Annotated in this window: 13 protein-coding genes; 9 read left to right on the top strand and 4 right to left on the bottom strand. The window is 44.0% G+C overall.

Annotated features, from left to right (window positions below; genetic code table 11):
• Window positions 1-49 precede the first annotated feature (49 nt).
• Window positions 50-3925 carry an ATP-dependent RNA helicase HrpA gene (gene hrpA / locus JHD45_RS12350; RefSeq protein ID WP_199476822.1) on the top strand — a complete coding sequence of 1292 codons (3876 nt, stop codon included), beginning with the start codon at window positions 50-52 and terminating at the stop codon, window positions 3923-3925.
• Window positions 3926-3934: 9 nt separating this feature from the next.
• The gene (locus JHD45_RS12355) at window positions 3935-4933 is read left to right on the top strand and encodes a VacJ family lipoprotein (RefSeq protein WP_199476823.1); all 999 of its coding nucleotides are present in this window, start codon (window positions 3935-3937) and stop codon (window positions 4931-4933) included.
• Between the two features lie 161 nt (window positions 4934-5094).
• On the opposite strand, the gene JHD45_RS12360 is transcribed toward JHD45_RS12355, so the two are convergent.
• The 4 genes from JHD45_RS12360 to dusA form a co-directional block, all read right to left on the bottom strand.
• Window positions 5095-6195 (bottom strand): PQQ-dependent sugar dehydrogenase, encoded by a 1101-nt coding sequence (locus tag JHD45_RS12360; protein WP_199476824.1) that lies wholly within the window; start codon window positions 6193-6195, stop codon window positions 5095-5097.
• A 129-nt stretch (window positions 6196-6324) separates the two neighbouring features.
• The gene (locus JHD45_RS12365) at window positions 6325-6837 is read right to left on the bottom strand and encodes a sugar O-acetyltransferase (protein ID WP_199476825.1); all 513 of its coding nucleotides are present in this window, start codon (window positions 6835-6837) and stop codon (window positions 6325-6327) included.
• A 117-nt stretch (window positions 6838-6954) separates the two neighbouring features.
• A complete protein-coding gene (gene tal, locus JHD45_RS12370) occupies window positions 6955-7905 on the bottom strand; it encodes a transaldolase (protein ID WP_199476826.1) in 951 nt (316 codons plus the stop codon).
• Window positions 7906-7910: 5 nt separating this feature from the next.
• Entirely contained in the window at window positions 7911-8948 is a 1038-nt protein-coding gene (dusA, locus tag JHD45_RS12375; protein ID WP_199476827.1) for a tRNA dihydrouridine(20/20a) synthase DusA, read from the bottom strand.
• Window positions 8949-9220: 272 nt separating this feature from the next.
• Here dusA and JHD45_RS12380 point away from each other — a divergent pair, with 272 nt between their 5' ends.
• The 7 genes from JHD45_RS12380 (at window position 9221) to JHD45_RS12410 (ending at window position 15912) form a co-directional block, all read left to right on the top strand.
• Window positions 9221-9544, top strand: a complete 324-nt coding sequence (locus tag JHD45_RS12380; RefSeq protein WP_199476828.1) for a hypothetical protein — start codon at window positions 9221-9223, stop codon at window positions 9542-9544.
• A gap of 381 nt (window positions 9545-9925) precedes the next feature.
• The gene (locus JHD45_RS12385) at window positions 9926-11722 is read left to right on the top strand and encodes a hypothetical protein (RefSeq protein WP_199476829.1); all 1797 of its coding nucleotides are present in this window, start codon (window positions 9926-9928) and stop codon (window positions 11720-11722) included.
• Between the two features lie 14 nt (window positions 11723-11736).
• The gene (locus JHD45_RS12390; RefSeq protein WP_199476830.1) at window positions 11737-12858 is read left to right on the top strand and encodes a hypothetical protein; all 1122 of its coding nucleotides are present in this window, start codon (window positions 11737-11739) and stop codon (window positions 12856-12858) included.
• 418 nt (window positions 12859-13276) lie between these two features.
• Window positions 13277-13657 (top strand): phage tail protein, encoded by a 381-nt coding sequence (locus JHD45_RS12395; protein ID WP_267905975.1) that lies wholly within the window; start codon window positions 13277-13279, stop codon window positions 13655-13657.
• Complete coding sequence (locus JHD45_RS12400) at window positions 13641-13850, top strand: tail protein X (protein WP_199476832.1); 210 nt, start codon at window positions 13641-13643, stop codon at window positions 13848-13850. The genes JHD45_RS12395 and JHD45_RS12400 overlap by 17 nt, the downstream gene beginning before the upstream one ends.
• Window positions 13841-14665 (top strand): contractile injection system protein, VgrG/Pvc8 family, encoded by an 825-nt coding sequence (locus JHD45_RS12405; protein ID WP_233407795.1) that lies wholly within the window; start codon window positions 13841-13843, stop codon window positions 14663-14665. Before JHD45_RS12400 ends, JHD45_RS12405 begins: the two co-directional genes overlap by 10 nt.
• A gap of 296 nt (window positions 14666-14961) precedes the next feature.
• On the top strand, window positions 14962-15912 hold the full coding sequence (locus JHD45_RS12410) for an alpha/beta hydrolase (protein WP_199476833.1): 951 nt from the start codon (window positions 14962-14964) through the stop codon (window positions 15910-15912).
• The last annotated feature ends 712 nt before the right edge of the window (window positions 15913-16624 follow it).

Genomic DNA, 16624 nt, shown 5'->3' on the forward strand with positions numbered 1-16624 from the left:
TTTGCAAGTTATCATCTGCGCCCAGCAAAAGGATACTAGTTTACTTATCATGTCGACAAATGACGTAATGACGCGTGATCGTCATCTTATTGATCAAAAACACGCTCAGCTTCTAAAACGCCAAAAGGATGGTTTGCCTTTTGACCGGATGCAAGCTGAATTGAATACCATGATCGAGCAATCAGAAACCCTATATCAAGCTCGCATGGCACGTTTGCCGAAGGTCACCTATGACGAATCGTTGCCCGTGGCGGCGCGTTCTGAAGAGATTGTTGAGGCGATCCAGAATAACCAAGTGGTCATCATCGCAGGGGAAACGGGTTCCGGTAAAACGACGCAACTTCCGAAAATGTGCTTACAGGCCGGACGCGGTATTGCGGGGTTGATTGGACACACGCAACCAAGGCGTATTGCAGCACGCAGTGTGGCGCAGCGTATCAGTGATGAAATGCAGGTCACCTTGGGGGAACAAGTTGGTTTTCAGGTACGTTTCAATGATGAGAGCAATGATGAAACCCTGATTAAATTAATGACAGACGGTATTTTGTTGGCTGAAATCCAACAAGATCGCCTGCTTTATCGTTACGACACCATCATCATAGACGAAGCCCACGAGCGAAGCTTAAATATTGATTTTTTGTTGGGCTATCTTAAACGCGTGCTGGCTCAGCGTCCTGACCTTAAGGTCATTGTGACCTCTGCCACGATTGATGTGGAACGTTTCTCCAAGCATTTTAATAACGCGCCAATTATTGAAGTATCAGGCCGGACTTATCCGGTAGAAATCCGTTATCAGCCTTTGTTGAGCAAATCCGATTCGGAAGAGTTAGACGAAGACCAGAGTATGGAGCAGGGTATTCTTGATGCGGTGGAGAGTTTAATTCAAGAAGAGCGTCAATCCGGTTATCGAGGGGCTGGCGATATCTTGGTATTTTTACCGGGTGAACGTGAAATTCGGGAAACTGCAGAGATTTTGCGCCGCGCTGAGTTACGTAATACCGAAGTTTTACCTTTGTATGCGCGTTTGAGTGTGAGCGAACAACAGCGCATATTTAAGTCCCATTCTGGGCGTCGAGTGGTGTTATCCACCAACGTGGCGGAAACCTCCTTAACTGTGCCTGGCATTCGTTATGTGATCGATCCAGGTTTAGCGCGTATTAGTCGCTACAGTGTGCGCTCGAAAGTGCAGCAATTACCCATTGAGAAAATCAGTCAGGCCAGTGCAAATCAGCGAGCAGGGCGTTGCGGTCGTGTTGCGGATGGTATTTGTATTCGCTTATACGACGAAGCTGACTTTACCGCTCGTGCTGAATTTACCGACCCGGAAATTTTCCGTACCAACTTGGCCTCGGTCATTTTGCAAATGGCGAATTTACGCCTTGGTGCTGTCGATAAATTTCCTTTTGTTGAAATGCCAGAAAAACGCATGATTAATGATGGTTATCGTGCGTTGACCGAACTGGGAGCGATCAAAGGCGATAAAATGACGCCCATTGGCCGTCAGCTTGCTAAGCTGCCGATTGACCCCAAACTAGGGCGAATTTTAATTGCCGCTCAGCAGCATTCGGTGCTGAAAGAAGTCTCGGTGGTCGTCAGTGCTTTATCGATTCCAGACCCGCGAGAACGTCCGCAAGATAAAAAAACGCAATCGGATCAAGCTCACGCTCAAGACAAAGATGAAGACTCGGATTTTATCGTGTTCTTAAATCTTTGGGAGCGCTATGAGGAGCAGCGTCAAGCCCTCTCTCAAAATCAATTACGTCAGTATTGCCGTAAGCAATTTTTGAACTTTTTACGGATGCGTGAATGGCGCGATATTCACCGTCAGATCATTATCGCCTGCAAGCAATTGGGCTTTAAAGAAGTCAGCCATGAAAATCGAAATTACGAAGCCATCCACCGTTCTTTATTAGCGGGTTTGTTTACTCAGGTGGCGAATAAAATGGATGACAGTAAAGAGATGCTTGGCTGTCGTTCTCGGAAAGTATCGATTTTTCCTGGTTCTATGTTGTTCAAAAAACCACCGCAATGGATCATGGCGGCGGAGTTGGTCGAAACCAGTAAGTTATATGCTCGTGTATCGGCGCGTATTGATCCCGCTTGGATCGAAGAATACGCCGAGCCTTTTGTGAAGCGCCAATATTTTGATCCCCATTTTGAGCGTAATCAAGGCCGAGTGATGGCCAATGAGCAGGTGTCGTTATATGGGCTGATTATCGTTGCCAAGCGCCGTATTGATTACGGTCATGTTAATCAGCCAGAGGCCCGTGAAATTTTGATCAGACAAGGTTTGGTAGAAGGCGAGATGCGCTCCAAACAGGCCTTTTATCGAAAAAATAAGGCGTTGATTGAGCAGTTAGAAACACAAGAGGCCAAACTGAGAACTCGCGATATTCTGGTGGATGATGAAGCCGTTTTCCAGTTTTATGATCAACGTATCCCCAAAGATATTTATAATCAAAAAGGCTTGGAGTACTTTGCAAAAACCTCACCTGAGGCCTTGGTGATGACCCGTGAGGACCTAATTAATCAGGATGTGAACGTTGATGATATAGCGTTCCCGGATTCCTATGGTCTTAATGGTGTTGCGCTTCCGATTGATTATCGCTTTGAACCAGGTCAAAAGACCGATGGCGCCACACTAAAAGTGCCCGTTGGTTTGTTGCGTCAGTTAAGTTTAGAGGATTTAGGTTGGGCGGTGCCTGGTTTTATCAAAGAGCGCTGCGAAGCCCTTTTGAGAGCGCTACCAAAAGCCTTGCGTCGACGATTTGTCCCCATTCCGCAATTTGTCGAACGAATTTATCCCAATTTGTCTAAAGATAAGGGAGATTTGCTAGAACAGCTTAGTTTGCAGATAAAACGTGAAACCTTGATTGATATTCCCCTTAATGAGTGGAATTCGGATAAGCTGGACACACACTTAACCTTGAACTTGGAAGTGGTCGATGAGCGGGGGAAAGTGCTTGGTATAGGCAAAGACCTTGCGCAGCTGCAAACGCAATTTGGTGATTTGGTAGAAGAAAGCTTTGCTAAGTTCGGCACCAAACAGCACGAGCAAGAGAATTTAACCCATTGGCCTGATCAAAATATCCCTGAACGACAAGAGATCCAGCAGGCTGGGATTAAAGTCACCGCCTTTCCTGCCTTGGTGCCTCAAGGGGAAAGTGTGGCGTTGAAAATGTTTGACGATCAGCAAACGGCGGTCGAAACCCATCGCAAAGGGGTAATTACGTTACTCAAGCTCACTTTGTACAAAGACGTGCGCTATTTGCAAAAGAATTTGCCTAAGCTAAAAGAGTCCATGTTGATTTTTGCGCCCATTGGTAAAAAAGAGCTGCTATTAGACGATTTACTCAACGCTATTCTGGATAAAGTGTTTTTAGATGGTCGAACACTGCCGCGCCGTAAGGCTGACTTTGAAACATGCATTGCTGATAACAAACAGCAATTGGTCAGCGTCGGCAATGAAATGGCGAATCAACTGTATAGAGTGTTGTCTTCTTACCAAGGAGTTGCCAAGAAAATGAAAGGCAATATTCCATTACCGTGGACAAGGGTCTATGGTGACATTAAACTGCAGCTCGAAAACTTAGTCTATCCCGGTTTTATCGGGAATACACCCTTGTTTTGGTTGGGCCAACTGCCTCGCTATTTTAAAGGAATCGAAGTGCGTTTAGAGCGCTTCCAGAATCATTTGAATAAAGAGAACAGTTATGTGTCCCAATTAGAGGGGCTATGGCAAACCTATATTAAACAAAAGAAAGCCCATGATGAAAAAGCGTTATATGACCCTGAGCTGGTTAAATATCGCTGGATGTTAGAAGAATACCGTATTTCGCTTTTTGCTCAATCGGTAGGGACGCTGGAACCCATTTCGGATAAACGGCTTAGTAAACAATGGCAAGAAGTTAAAAAACTGGTTTAGGAAAGGTTAATGACAAATTCACTTTTGCAACGAGTGGGCGGCGTATTGATCGCTTGCCTTTTGGTTTTCTCCCAAGCCACTTTTGCGGCAGCAGATGAAAGCAAACAGGATCCATGGGAAAGTTGGAACCGTAAGGTATTTAACTTTAATACCACCCTAGATACCCATTTCTTTAAACCTATTGCCAAAGGCTATGTGGACTATACCCCCGTGATTGTTAGGCGAGGGGTGAGTAACTTTTTTTCTAACCTTGGTGAGGTGTCGAACATTACCAATAATGCGCTACAAGGCAAGAAAAATGGCTTTGTCGCGTCGACCTGGCGTTTCGTGATTAACAGCACCATTGGTATTTTCGGTCTGTTCGATGTAGCCAGTGCATTAGGGCTTCGTCAATACGATGAAGACTTCGGTCAAACCTTAGGATACTGGGGCGTTCCCAGTGGCCCTTATCTCGTTTTACCCTTCTTTGGACCATCCACCGTTCGAGATGCGAGCGGCATGGTTGTTGACTACAGTAATTACCGTCCACAAGATGAAGTGGGGCTGAACCGTGACCAACGTTGGGGTCTATTAGGCTTACAGGCAATCAATAAACGAGCCAGTTTGTTAGGGGCTGAAAACTTGATTGTGGGCGATCCCTATACCTTCGTTCGCGATGTGTACTTCCAAACCCATGATTATAACGTACATGACGGTAATCCACCGAACAACTCACAACCTGATGCAAGCGACAGTTGGGGGGATGATTCCACGACTGATAGCTGGGGCGATTCGAGTTCTTCTGAGCCTCAAGCAACAGATAGCTGGGGCGATCCTATTCCGGCTAAGCCTCAAGCAACGGATAGCTGGGGCGACCCAGTCCCTGCAAAACCCGCTGCAACTACACCAACTCAATCAACAGAACCTAAGGTTAAGGCTGATGCACAAAGCACTTCACCAACAAAGGCTGATAGCGCTAAAAAGTTAATACCGCAAAATACGGATAGTTCAAAAAATACTCAGAAATGAGGTTGTTGAGTGGGTACTTGAAGCTCAGTAGCGTTGTTAATCTATAGCCATCGGCGTGAGGGGTTAACAACGCTACTGATATATTTTATGGGGTATATCAGCGCTCTTGCTCTATCAAAGCATTTAAGTAAAACACGACGCTAAACGCTTATTAGTCTGAATCATTGTAGAGGCGTGACTTCTAATAACTTGCCTGAATCCGTTCCAATATAGAGGGCGCCATCTTTGCTTTCCGCCATGGAGCGTAAGCGTTCATGTAATGACTCAAGGTAGCGTGTTTCCTTTGTTTCATTATTGTCTTTCATCTCAATGCGATTGAGGTGTTTCAGCACTAAAGCTGTTGATAAAAAGCTGCCATCCCAGTCGGCGAATAAATTTCCCCGATAGCGAATAAGTGAGCTAGGGGCGATAGAGGGAATGTAGACTTTGAGTGGTTTGACAATGCCGTCTTTTTCCTTGGCCTCACCTACGGGATTGTTGTTGATGTACTCTTTGCCATGGGACACAATCGGCCAACCATAATTCGCGCCGCGACGAATTAAGTTGACTTCATCGCCCCCTCTAGGCCCGTGTTCGTTTGACCACAGTTTATGATCTTTTGTATCGTAATAAATACCCTGGGGATTACGATGCCCATAGCTCCAAATCTCATTTCTCACTCGGCTGTTGTTTATAAATGGATTGTCTGCTGGAACTTTGCCATCCAACGTTAAACGTAAAATGCTACCAGCATCATTGGTTAGATCCTGTGCGTTTTTTCTTATACCGCGATCACCAATGGTGAAAAAGACATGTCCCGCATCATCGAAGGCAATCCGTCCACCAAAGTGTCGGTTGGTTTTAGTGGCTGCATCGGAGATAAAAATATCTTGCCAGTTTGTTAGCTTATTCCCCACTAATTTGGCACGAGCCAAAGTCGTTGTTGCGCCTTTTGGTGTGGGTTTGGCATAAGTGAAATAGAGTAACTTGCTTTGTTCAAAGTTAGGTGCTTTCGCCACATCGAATAAGCCACCTTGGCCTCGATTATCCACCTTTGGCAATCCACTGAGGGCGTGTTTGGCGCCATTTTTTAGGTCAACTTTGTAAGCTTCCCCTTTTTTGATGGTGACAATGGCTTCTTTATTGCTAAGTAGGGCGATTCCCCAAGGAATACCGTTAAATTGGGTGACCTGTTTTACTTTGAGTGGGCCACTGGTGGTGACCATTTGCGCATCTACTTGCAAGCTCAACAAAAGTGAAATGCATAACAGCCAAGTTTTCATAACAAGTTAATCTCTCAAATATGTTCTCTGAGTATATATAAAAAATGGCATTATGCTGTTTGCACTGCTGGCGTTCCTCAATCATTGCCAATTACTTGCCTAGTAGTGAAATTTTTCATAGAGAAGGCGTCACCCTATATAGCGTTCGTTTGGTAAAACATCACGTCTTACCACGGCATTTGCTGCGATAATGGCGTTATCGCCGATGCTTACCCCTGGAAGTATTTTTGCTCCCCCACCAATCCAGACGTTATTGCCAATGGTAATCGGTTTGGCAAAGCACTTTCCGTCGGCTCTTGCTTGAGGGGCTCGTGGATGATCCACCGCATAAAGGTGGCAGCCTGGGCCAATCAGTACATCATTGCCGATATAAATGGCCGCGCTGTCTAAAAACACACAATTGAAATTAATATAGCAACGCTCACCGATGTGAATTTGCGTCCCATAATCACATTGAAAGCCAGGCTCAATGACGACACTGCCAAACTTAGCAAAGAGTCGGGTGATATGACGTAAATTGCCTTTGCTTGGGTGAGCGTTGTATTTAGCGCAAGCAAGGCGAGCGGCTTCTCGACGCAATCTAAGGTCTTTATCTAGGCCATTAAATGGTTCCCCGCTTTTCATCTTTTCAAATTCTGTCATAGCTGGTTAATCGCTCCCTGAGTAGGATTACTCATTGTTATAGAGACTGATGAATGGGACACATAAAAAACGCGACCGAAGCCGCGTTTTAGATAGTATTATCGTTAAGCCGATTGCTTACAGCATAGCTGCCAGCGTTTTTTCTAGCTTACGTTGGTCGGCCGCAAAATTGCGGATACCTTCCGCAAGTTTTTCAGTTGCCATAGCGTCTTCATTCATTGCCCAACGGAATGCCTGTTCAGTAATTGCTTCAGGCGCTGGTTTAATCTCTTTAGCAGGGATTAATTTACGCTCTAGCTTCCCTTCGTCTTTTTTCAATTCTTCAAGTAGAGCAGGGCTAATGGTCAATCGGTCACAGCCCGCTAGCTGTTCGATCTCACCAATGTTACGGAAGCTCGCGCCCATCACAACGGTGTTGTAGCCGTGGTCTTTGTAGTAGTTATAAATTTCAGTAACCGACACTACGCCTGGGTCCGTTTCAGCGGTGTATTCTTCGCCAGTAGACTTTTTGTACCAGTCAAGGATACGGCCCACAAATGGAGAGATCAGGAATACACCTGCTTCGGCACAAGCTTGCGCTTGAGCGAAAGAGAACAGTAGGGTCAGGTTACAGTTGATGCCGTCTTTTTCCAGTTGCTCAGCGGCTTTGATACCTTCCCAAGTCGACGCGGTTTTGATCAAAATACGGTCACGCGACACGCCGGCTTCTTCGTAGAGTTTGATCAAGCGATGGGCTTTTTCAATAGTAGCATTGGTATCGTAAGATAAACGTGCATCGACTTCTGTCGAAATGCGGCCAGGTACGTATTTTAGAATTTCCGTACCGACGATAACCGCTAGCTTGTCGCTGGCGTCGATCAATTGTTGCTCTTTGTCGTTACTTTGCTCTTTAGCCCATGCAACGGCTTGATCTAGAAAAGGTGCGTATTCAGGAATTTGAGACGCTTTTAGCATCAAAGAAGGGTTCGTAGTGGCATCTTCTGGCAAATACTCTTTGATTGCCGTGATATCACCCGTATCCGCTACAATGGTCGTGAACTCTTTTAATTGAGATAACTTATTGCTCATTGCTCTTATCCTTTACGTTGGTGTTGTTTGACCAAGTCAATGGCCTCTAATAATACGTCTATATTTGCGTCCGCTTTATGACCTTTCTCAGAAAGGTAGCGGCGAAATTGTTTACCGCCGGGCTCGCCTTGGAAAAGGCCTAAAATATGGCGAGTGAGATGCATCAAACGCTCGCCTTTGGCGAGTTGCTGTTTCGCATAAGGCACAAAGGCCATCAATGCATCAAAGCGGTTATCGAAACGGTCATTTTGGCCGAATAGGCAGCTGTCTACTTGGCTCAGTAACCAAGGGTTTTGATACGCCTCGCGACCCACCATGACACCATCGACAAATTGTAAGTGCTGTTCGCATTCCTCTAGTGTTTTAATGCCACCGTTTATAATGATTTCAAGGTCTGGGAAATCTTTCTTCAACTGGTACACATAATCGTACTTTAGTGGAGGAATCTCGCGATTCTCTTTTGGGCTTAAGCCCGCCAAAATGGCATTACGCGCGTGGACAATAAATGTCTTAACGCCCGTTGTCGCCACATCACCCACAAAGTCTCGCACCACGCTGTATTCTTCTTGATCATCGAGCCCGATACGATGCTTCACCGTGATCGGTAGGCTAGACGCATCCTGCATAGCACGCATGGCGTCTTTTACCTTGTCTGGATAAGCCATCAAACAAGCGCCAATTAAACTGTTTTGCACTCGATCACTCGGACAACCGACGTTTAAATTGACTTCATCGTAGCCGTAGTCTTCCGCCATCTTCGCGCATTTGCCCAGCGCTACCGCATCAGCACCGCCGAGTTGTAAGGCGATAGGATGCTCACATTCATTATAATGTAAGAATCTTTCAGGATTATTGCCCTGCAATAACGCCCCTGTGGTAACCATCTCAGTATAAAGTAGCGTATTTTTACTAAGCGTCCTAGCGAACACTCGATAATCGCTTGTGGTCCAGTCCATCATGGGTGCAACACTAAAGCGTCTATCCACTGAATCCATTGATTTTACTGGGTTTAACTCTGATTTTCTTGCTTTTTCTTGTAGCATTAATAAGGTCATTTTGGGTTAAGAATTGGCGTTTTAGGTGCTATAATGCTACAGAATTGCTACATTTTATTTTTGTAGCAAATAGCATTTTCGCTGGTTTCTAATTTTATTACAAAACTACCGCCTAGCGCCTATATATAGGTGCCTATTATGTCACAAAATTTCGGAATCTCTAACTGGTATGGCAACTTTTAAAATAAGAAAGAGAGTAGATGGGTCTGTTGTTCATGTAGCTCAAATTCGTATATCAAAGGCTGGGACGACAGTATTCAGTGAAGCCAAAAGCTTTCAGGGGAAAGGGGCTAGTACAACTCAACGAGCAAAAACAACTTCCCGCCACCTCGGCCGACACCGCCGTACTGGAAACCGAGAAGTACAAATTGATCAACAACATCGTCACCTCCATGAAACTCTCCAGCAACCCAGTCGTCCTCCCAGCCAGCGACCTAAACGACATGGTACAAGCCATCCGCATGTACCAACAGCAAATCGCACAGCTACGCACACCCGACTGGGTAAACGACAACGTCGACCACATCAAGGAATACGCCAACCGCACCTTCCTAGACGACTGGCCAATGCCCAAGCATAAGTAACAAACACAAAAAGCCCACCGAGCGTGGGCTTTTCGTTCGTGTAATAAGGTGTAATTGCTACGCTTACACTTAGTGAATAGTCTTGTTGGTGAAACCAGAAGTTAATTTCTTCATAGGATAGAATTTGGGGTCAGATGAAAAATAGTTTTTAATTTTCATCTGACCCCAATTGTCAGCTTTAAAAGGAAGAGTGATCTCACATATGAGAATGTTACAGAAGCATCCAGATCGAGTTAAAAAGTACTTTAAGCATAGGTCAATTTGCTATGTCGCTTAGCAGATATAAAACCCCGCTGGGTTAATACCAAAAGTGTCATTTCCTAGGTGGTTAATTGTTTTTAAACGGTAAGGAAATTTCGAACGTTAAAAGGAGTTATGTCAATGAGCAACACAGATCTTTCCACAAAAATAGTGCCATGGCTGGGGTCATATGAACTGGGATACGGTGTCGACTTTTTTTCAAAGCAAATTAGAAAATCAGCTATCAAAAATCCGAAATCGTTGCAAAGTAAGCCATCTACTGGGGATGGCCGAGGTTGGCAATCTGTCGTTTCTAACTATCAGAGAATTGAAAAAAAAGAGGAACTGATTAAGAATCTAACAATTGATTTTAATATTGCAGGTTCTAATCCATCTTCGTCATTTAGCTTCATTTCCCAGTTTGTCGACAATGTAAAGATAAATAAATTTAATATTTATATTACGCTCACTATAAATGTACAAAATTACGAAGAGGTTATTAGTAGTGATTTTGACATAATCAAAGTAGATGAAAACCTTACAGAAAATAATACAGAACGCCTATATGGTGACCATTTTATTAATGGTTATATTACAGGGGGGTTTTATCTAGCGATCATTGAAATTAAAACGGATACAGAAGAAAAAAAGCAGGAAGTTCTTTCCAAATTAAGTGCAAATCAAAAAGACCAAGCAAAAGACAAAAAAGACGCTGGGACAGCAAGTAAAGATGAAGATAAAAGCAAATCTGATTCAGACAGTGACAAAGAGTCGACTGGAAATGGCTTGAAATTTATGCTAGAAAAGGTCGCTAAATTAGAAAACGTAGAATTAAAAATAGATATTCGTCGAGTTGGTGCATCAGGAAAGCTCAATTTAACAGACCTAAAAGAGTTGCTCAAAGATGCCGATGACTTTCCTCAGAAGGTCGCGAACAACGGACGTCCATTGTTTGCGATAATTAAACCTTGGGCACTGACTGATTTTACTTTTCCTTCAATACAATCAAGTTTAGTTAAGCAATACGAGCTTTTTTCTTTACAAATTCACAGGCGAATTCAGCGATTTCTGTCTCTTCAGGAAGACATTCAGTGGGCAATAGATCATCACTCTAGTCAAACATTTGTTGAGAGCAAACAGAGTCTAATTGATATAAAAGCCGACATCATAAAACGATTGAATTTATCAAACGGACTATTAGAAGCATTGCATTCAAATCCTAAGGCTTTTTTAACCGCTTCGCCAGATACTGATCAGCTTGGAATACACTTGTTACCGCAGTTGATGGATTGGACAGCGATTCCTGACCGTATCTTAAAGACTCAAAAATATCTGATTCAGCCATCGATATCTGAAAACCCATATAGTTTAGTTATCACTCTTCAGCCGTTATTGTCTGGTTTAGGCAAGTTTCATACTGACGTTAAGCACGCAATAAATACGCTAGTAGAAAATGTTATTGAGACTTACAGAGGATTATCGGAATGCATCGAAAACGTAATTTTAACGTTTGAGTCAGTGGACATGGATGTGGCTGAAACGTTACTGAATAAAGAAGTAACATTATTGCTTGAAGATTTATCATGCAAATGGAAGTTAGAATTCACCACGCCATTAGTAACTTTGCAAAATTTTCTAGAACCAAATATCTCAGGTGAAGGATTATTAGGCGCGGGAACAAGTGATTTCTCTCAAAGAGATATAAATTGCGTTAATCAATTACTTGCCTATTTAAGTCCAAATATATCCTCATCCGATTCCCTTTTGGGTGGGTACTTACAGTTGTTTTCAGAACTTCAAAAAGAGTTTATCAATGCCAGCAGAACAAATGTGGATATGTTTGAGACCGCTGAACTTGATACTGCAGCATGGCGTGAGTTGCAAACTCTTTTTTGGGAGTCCAGTGTAAAACTAATTAAGTTGAATGTAGTTAAATAAATGGAGATGAAGTGATGAGTGACCAAAGTGAAAAAGTTTTTATGGCAGATCTAATAGCTCTTGGGCAGAAAGAAAGTGAGTTATCCAAAGCGATGCTCGATATTAGAGCTAGATTACATAGTTTAAGACATTTTGAAGCCCCTAAAAAAAATACAATCAATTACGACTCATGGCCAAGTTACAATATGTGGTCATATCAGGATGATGTAAATAAGTTTGGTGAATATTACAAAGATAAATTTACCATTGGTTTTTGTCAGCATGCTAAAGACTACGGTGATATAGCCAATATCTGTATTACACTTGCAGAATCGATAAAAGAGGCGTGTGATAAGGATTCGCTCGATACTGATGACATGGCAGAAGTGGAAGATTTCTGGAAGGAATTAGGAAACCAATTAGCTGATGGTAAGAAATCCTGTGATGACCTAACGGCATCTATTCTTATCGCTCAGGGCGAAATTGGTGATTTATTGGAGAGTGCGAAAAAAGTCAAAACGTCACACAAAGAAATAATTGCGTCTCTTGTCCGAGACGAATATTCAAAAGAAATAAGAGAAGGAAAAGACCCTGAGCAAATTATTAAAGACAAAACGGAGTCTGTGAACAAGAAGATTAAAAAGCTAGAGTCCAAATTAGATGATTTGAGAAAAGCACGAGACTGGACATTCGGTGTGGCTGGAGGCTCTACCATACTGGTTGTGACTATACCGTTTTCTCCCTTATTGGCTTTAGCCGGCAGTGGTATTGCACTTGCGATAGATGACTATAAAGGAAACTTGAAAGAATTGTATTCAGAGCATGACAAACTGGGTAACCTAGAGAAAACAAGTGGATTTTTGAATAGTCTTGATAAATTAATAAATCAGGCTAACAATGATTTAAAAACACTTAGTGAAGATATTGCTCTCATCAGATCGAGTTTTGAAAATATCAGTAAAAACTTTTCAACAAGCGGTAAGCTAAATAAGTTGATTTTTGATACAAAACAGCAGTTGAGAGTCACTTTCATTGATAAGATTATTAGTAAACTTAAGGAGATTGAAAAGACTGCTGATGAATATGTAGAAATCGCTGATAAGATGGATTTTATCTTAATTGATAGTTATGACGATTTGGTTAATATTGCCGCTTAAAAAACTAGGTTCGCAACTTTGTGCGATCATTGCGATGGCAACTTTCAACTGTTAGCTGCCTTGAATAGTATCTACGGGGAACATTAGTGTTTCCATTAAACTGAACTTTGCAATATCAGTTTAATGAATGATGATGTCCCCGGTTAATTATCAAAGCCAAAGAATGCAGCACTACTTAAGTGTAGTTGTATTAGTCCCGACTAGACCTGACACATCTTCTTGAAAAGTAGCATGGTCTTAACAGGACAACCACCTCTCAACCCCATTCATACCAAGGGTTTTAAATTTGGAATCAGACAAAAAACACCCTTTAACCTCTTAATATAACCAAACCAAACACCCCCAAGCCCATCCTTCCGATGGGCTTTTTCGTTTCTGTCCTTCCATTTTTATCTAAGGAGTAATCATGCGTCAGATGATGTCGCTCGGTGGTTTTGTGTTTTCGCTGAGCGGAGGCACGCCATATGAGGGTTTGCAGCGCACTAGCGACGGCGGTTGGGTCGCGGTGGCGCGATACGGCCAAAAGCCCATGAGCCAAAACACGGGCCAACAGTTGGAAAACATCACCGTCACAGGGACGTGGTTTCAAGGCGATGGCATGGCGAATCTCAACGCCTTACGCGCCTTACAAAACCAGCGAGCGCCTTTGGTGCTGGCCGATGGCTACGGCAATAACTTAGGCCAATGGACCATCAAACGCTTGCAAGAAAAGCAAGACAAGATCATCGACGACGGCACCGCCTTCGTCCTCGCCTTCACCATCGAGTTAGAGGAATACGCCAATGACCACCATTCGTAGCCGTGACGGCGACACCATTTCCAACATCCTGTGGATCGCCCTAAAACGCAACGATGACGAGGCGGAAGAAGCCTTGTTCGAACTCAACCCCGGCTTAGAAGCCTACGGGCCAGTGCTTCCCGCTGGCGTTATTATCGAAATCCCCAACTTGCCAAACAAAGCAGCCGAGACGGTGACCAACATATGGGACTAAACAACCAACCCAACTACTTACCAAGCGTGCGCGTGAGCGGAGCGGGTGAGCGCATCGACGCCGCAGGCACCCAAAGCGACCAACTCACCATACACATCGACACCACAGGGCAAACATGCTTGCCAAAAGAGGGCGCGGTGCTCACATGGCTAGAAGGCTACGGCGACAACCTCATCGACAAAGACCAATTCAAAATCACCCGCATCGTGCCGAAACTGTTTCCGCCCAGCGTCACCATCGTGGCCACCGCCGCGCCGTTTCAGGTGGAAGACAAGACCGGCTTTAAAGAGCGCCGCACACGCACCTTCGAAAACGTCAGCCTTGCCGACCTGTTCCGCCAAGTCGTCACGCCCCACGGATTCAGCCCACGGGTGGCCAAAGAGTTTGAAAGCATCGTCCTCGAGCACATGGACCAAACCGACGAAACCGACAGCGCCTTCCTAACCCGCCTCGCACGGGAACGGGACGCCATCGCCAAACCCGTCAACGACCTGTACGTCCTCGCCAAACGCGGCCAAGTGAAGACCATCACAGGGCAAACCATGCCCCCCGTCGTCGTCAGCTTACCCAGCCAGAACACACCGAGCGAAGGCCAATTCATCAACTGCCAACTCGACCGACCCAGCCGTAGTGCCATCACCGGCGTCAAAGCCAACTGGACAAACCACAACACAGGGGAAGAACACACCGTACAGGTCGGCACCGCACCGTTCAAAAAACTCCGCCAACCCAACCACCGCCCAACAAGCCTGCCAAGACGACCTCATCAAATGCCAACGCCAAGGCTCCAGCGTCACCCTCGACGCTCTTATTGACTAGATACGGGCAATCAAACTCGTCGCAGAAGGCATCCTCACCTTAAACGACACCTTCCCACCCGAAATGAAAGGCAACTGGTCCATAGACAAAGTCACCGCCCGAGGTGACAGCAAAGCAGGGTTTCGGTGTACCGTGGTAGCGAGTGAAGTGGTTTGTTTTTTTTGTTGGAAGAATGCGAGAAAGTGTTTAGTATCAAGGAATAAGGATATCCGCATCACACATTTAAACTGTACGTATACGTGACTCTGTGTTGGTATATTACTCCTCAGTTTTTTAATTATAGAATTAAAATATGACCAATTATCTAGAGGCTGGCATCAGAGAGCTAGTCGAAAAATTCCAATCTAATGGCAAACCTTGCCCTTCAACGCAAACAATCGCTGATCGTCGTGCTGGCTATATTAGCAGTGTCGCCTTAGCTGGTGAGAGTCCCAAAGTAGAAAGTGAATTCTTAGATATAGTTAATGGTATTCAGATTAAAGTTTATAAGCCAACAAAAGAGACGAACTTACCTATTACGGTTTATTTTCATGGCGGTTGTTTCGTCAGTGGTGGCTTTGAAACACATGATGTTCAGTTAAGACAAATTGCACTTCTGTCCAATTCGATAGTTATTTGCATTAAATACAGGCTTGCACCGGAACATACTTATCCTGCAGCACATGATGATGTATACCAAGCTGTACTTGGTATTAAAGACAATGGTCACAAGTATGGTGGTGACCCAAAGTGCTTAGTATTTGTTGGTGATAGTGCAGGAGGGCAATTAGCTTTAGCTACGACGCTCAGGCTAAAAAAGTTACAACACTGGTTGCCACGCCAGCAAATTCTTATCTACCCAATGTTGGAACCTACAGGTAATTCACAGAGTTACAGAGAAAATGGTTCGGATTATCTTATCACTGCAAATATGCTTCTTTCTGGTTTTGATTTATATGCAAACAGTGATTCTAGAATAATTATAGAACCAGAACTTAATCTTTTAAGTAGTGACTTCAGCGGGTTGCCTGTTACGACTATTATCACCGCAGAGTTTGACCCGTTGCGTGACGAGGGTGAGCAACTTTACAAGTTAATGCTTTCACAAGGGGTTGAAGCATACTGCGAGCGTTATTTCGGAGTCATCCATGGCTTCTTTCAGCTATCCGGTATCAGTGGCTCAGCAAAGCGTTGTATCGCTACAATCTCAAACCAAATAAAGGAATTTGGGCGTTTGGGGGCTGAGAGAATAGTCTTGCCTTAAGAGTCGAATCGCGCTAAAAAAGTAAGAAATTAAGATCAAAATAGCGGCGAACTCAGGTCATCTGGCAAAGATGCTTAGATTAATCTTGGTTTTTAGCGACAGAATATAACAGGGAGGTCACGCCATGAAAAAGCACACTCCCTATATAAAGTACTCAGCCGTTCAACAGTGGGTTATAGCCGCAGCTGTATTACCCTTGATTGTTATATTCTTAGGAGAAATCAATTGATTGAAACGATAAATTACGAAGGATTCCCTCAAATAGCGGGTTCATATCTACATGCGAAAAAGCATAATAAAACGCCTTATATATCTGGATTTGATGCATGCGGAACAGGTGCACAATCATCGGGTTTAGTAGTGTAAAGTACTGAAATTCTGGGTCAAATAGCTGCAATTCTTGAATGTGAACAGCGGTCAAGAGTGATTTAATAAAACTCATAATGTTTGTAAGAGATATTGGCTTGTTAGTCTCAATCCGAGAGCAACTTTTTCGATTCTACGATGGATGTCTTCCGGCTTGCTCACTTATTGAAGTATCAAAGTTAATTCATCCAGATTGGCAAATAGAAATAGAAGTCGTGGTGACGCTTTAAGTTCGCACATACAAGGCGCTTAAGACGGACAGCAAGCGCGGGGCGGCTTTCGTTCAAATCAGTTTTATGTGTTTACGGTGGTTATGTTAGGTTTAGTGGGGCGTTTGCAGCCACTG

Origin of the sequence: Marinomonas spartinae (assembly GCF_016461715.1) — a bacterium.
GTDB classification, from domain to species: Bacteria; Pseudomonadota; Gammaproteobacteria; order Pseudomonadales; family Marinomonadaceae; genus Marinomonas; species Marinomonas spartinae_A.

What these genes read in the sequence shown, in the direction of transcription:
- hrpA (WP_199476822.1), top strand. Translation starts at nt 50, where the DNA reads ATGTCGACAAATGACGTAATGACGCGTGATCGTCATCTTATTGATCAA.
- JHD45_RS12355 (WP_199476823.1), top strand. Translation starts at nt 3,935, where the DNA reads ATGACAAATTCACTTTTGCAACGAGTGGGCGGCGTATTGATCGCTTGC.
- JHD45_RS12360 (WP_199476824.1), bottom strand. Translation starts at nt 6,195, where the DNA reads ATGAAAACTTGGCTGTTATGCATTTCACTTTTGTTGAGCTTGCAAGTA.
- JHD45_RS12365 (WP_199476825.1), bottom strand. Translation starts at nt 6,837, where the DNA reads ATGACAGAATTTGAAAAGATGAAAAGCGGGGAACCATTTAATGGCCTA.
- tal (WP_199476826.1), bottom strand. Translation starts at nt 7,905, where the DNA reads ATGAGCAATAAGTTATCTCAATTAAAAGAGTTCACGACCATTGTAGCG.
- dusA (WP_199476827.1), bottom strand. Translation starts at nt 8,948, where the DNA reads ATGCTACAAGAAAAAGCAAGAAAATCAGAGTTAAACCCAGTAAAATCA.
- JHD45_RS12385 (WP_199476829.1), top strand. Translation starts at nt 9,926, where the DNA reads ATGAGCAACACAGATCTTTCCACAAAAATAGTGCCATGGCTGGGGTCA.
- JHD45_RS12390 (WP_199476830.1), top strand. Translation starts at nt 11,737, where the DNA reads ATGAGTGACCAAAGTGAAAAAGTTTTTATGGCAGATCTAATAGCTCTT.
- JHD45_RS12395 (WP_267905975.1), top strand. Translation starts at nt 13,277, where the DNA reads ATGTCGCTCGGTGGTTTTGTGTTTTCGCTGAGCGGAGGCACGCCATAT.
- JHD45_RS12400 (WP_199476832.1), top strand. Translation starts at nt 13,641, where the DNA reads ATGACCACCATTCGTAGCCGTGACGGCGACACCATTTCCAACATCCTG.
- JHD45_RS12405 (WP_233407795.1), top strand. Translation starts at nt 13,841, where the DNA reads ATGGGACTAAACAACCAACCCAACTACTTACCAAGCGTGCGCGTGAGC.
- JHD45_RS12410 (WP_199476833.1), top strand. Translation starts at nt 14,962, where the DNA reads ATGACCAATTATCTAGAGGCTGGCATCAGAGAGCTAGTCGAAAAATTC.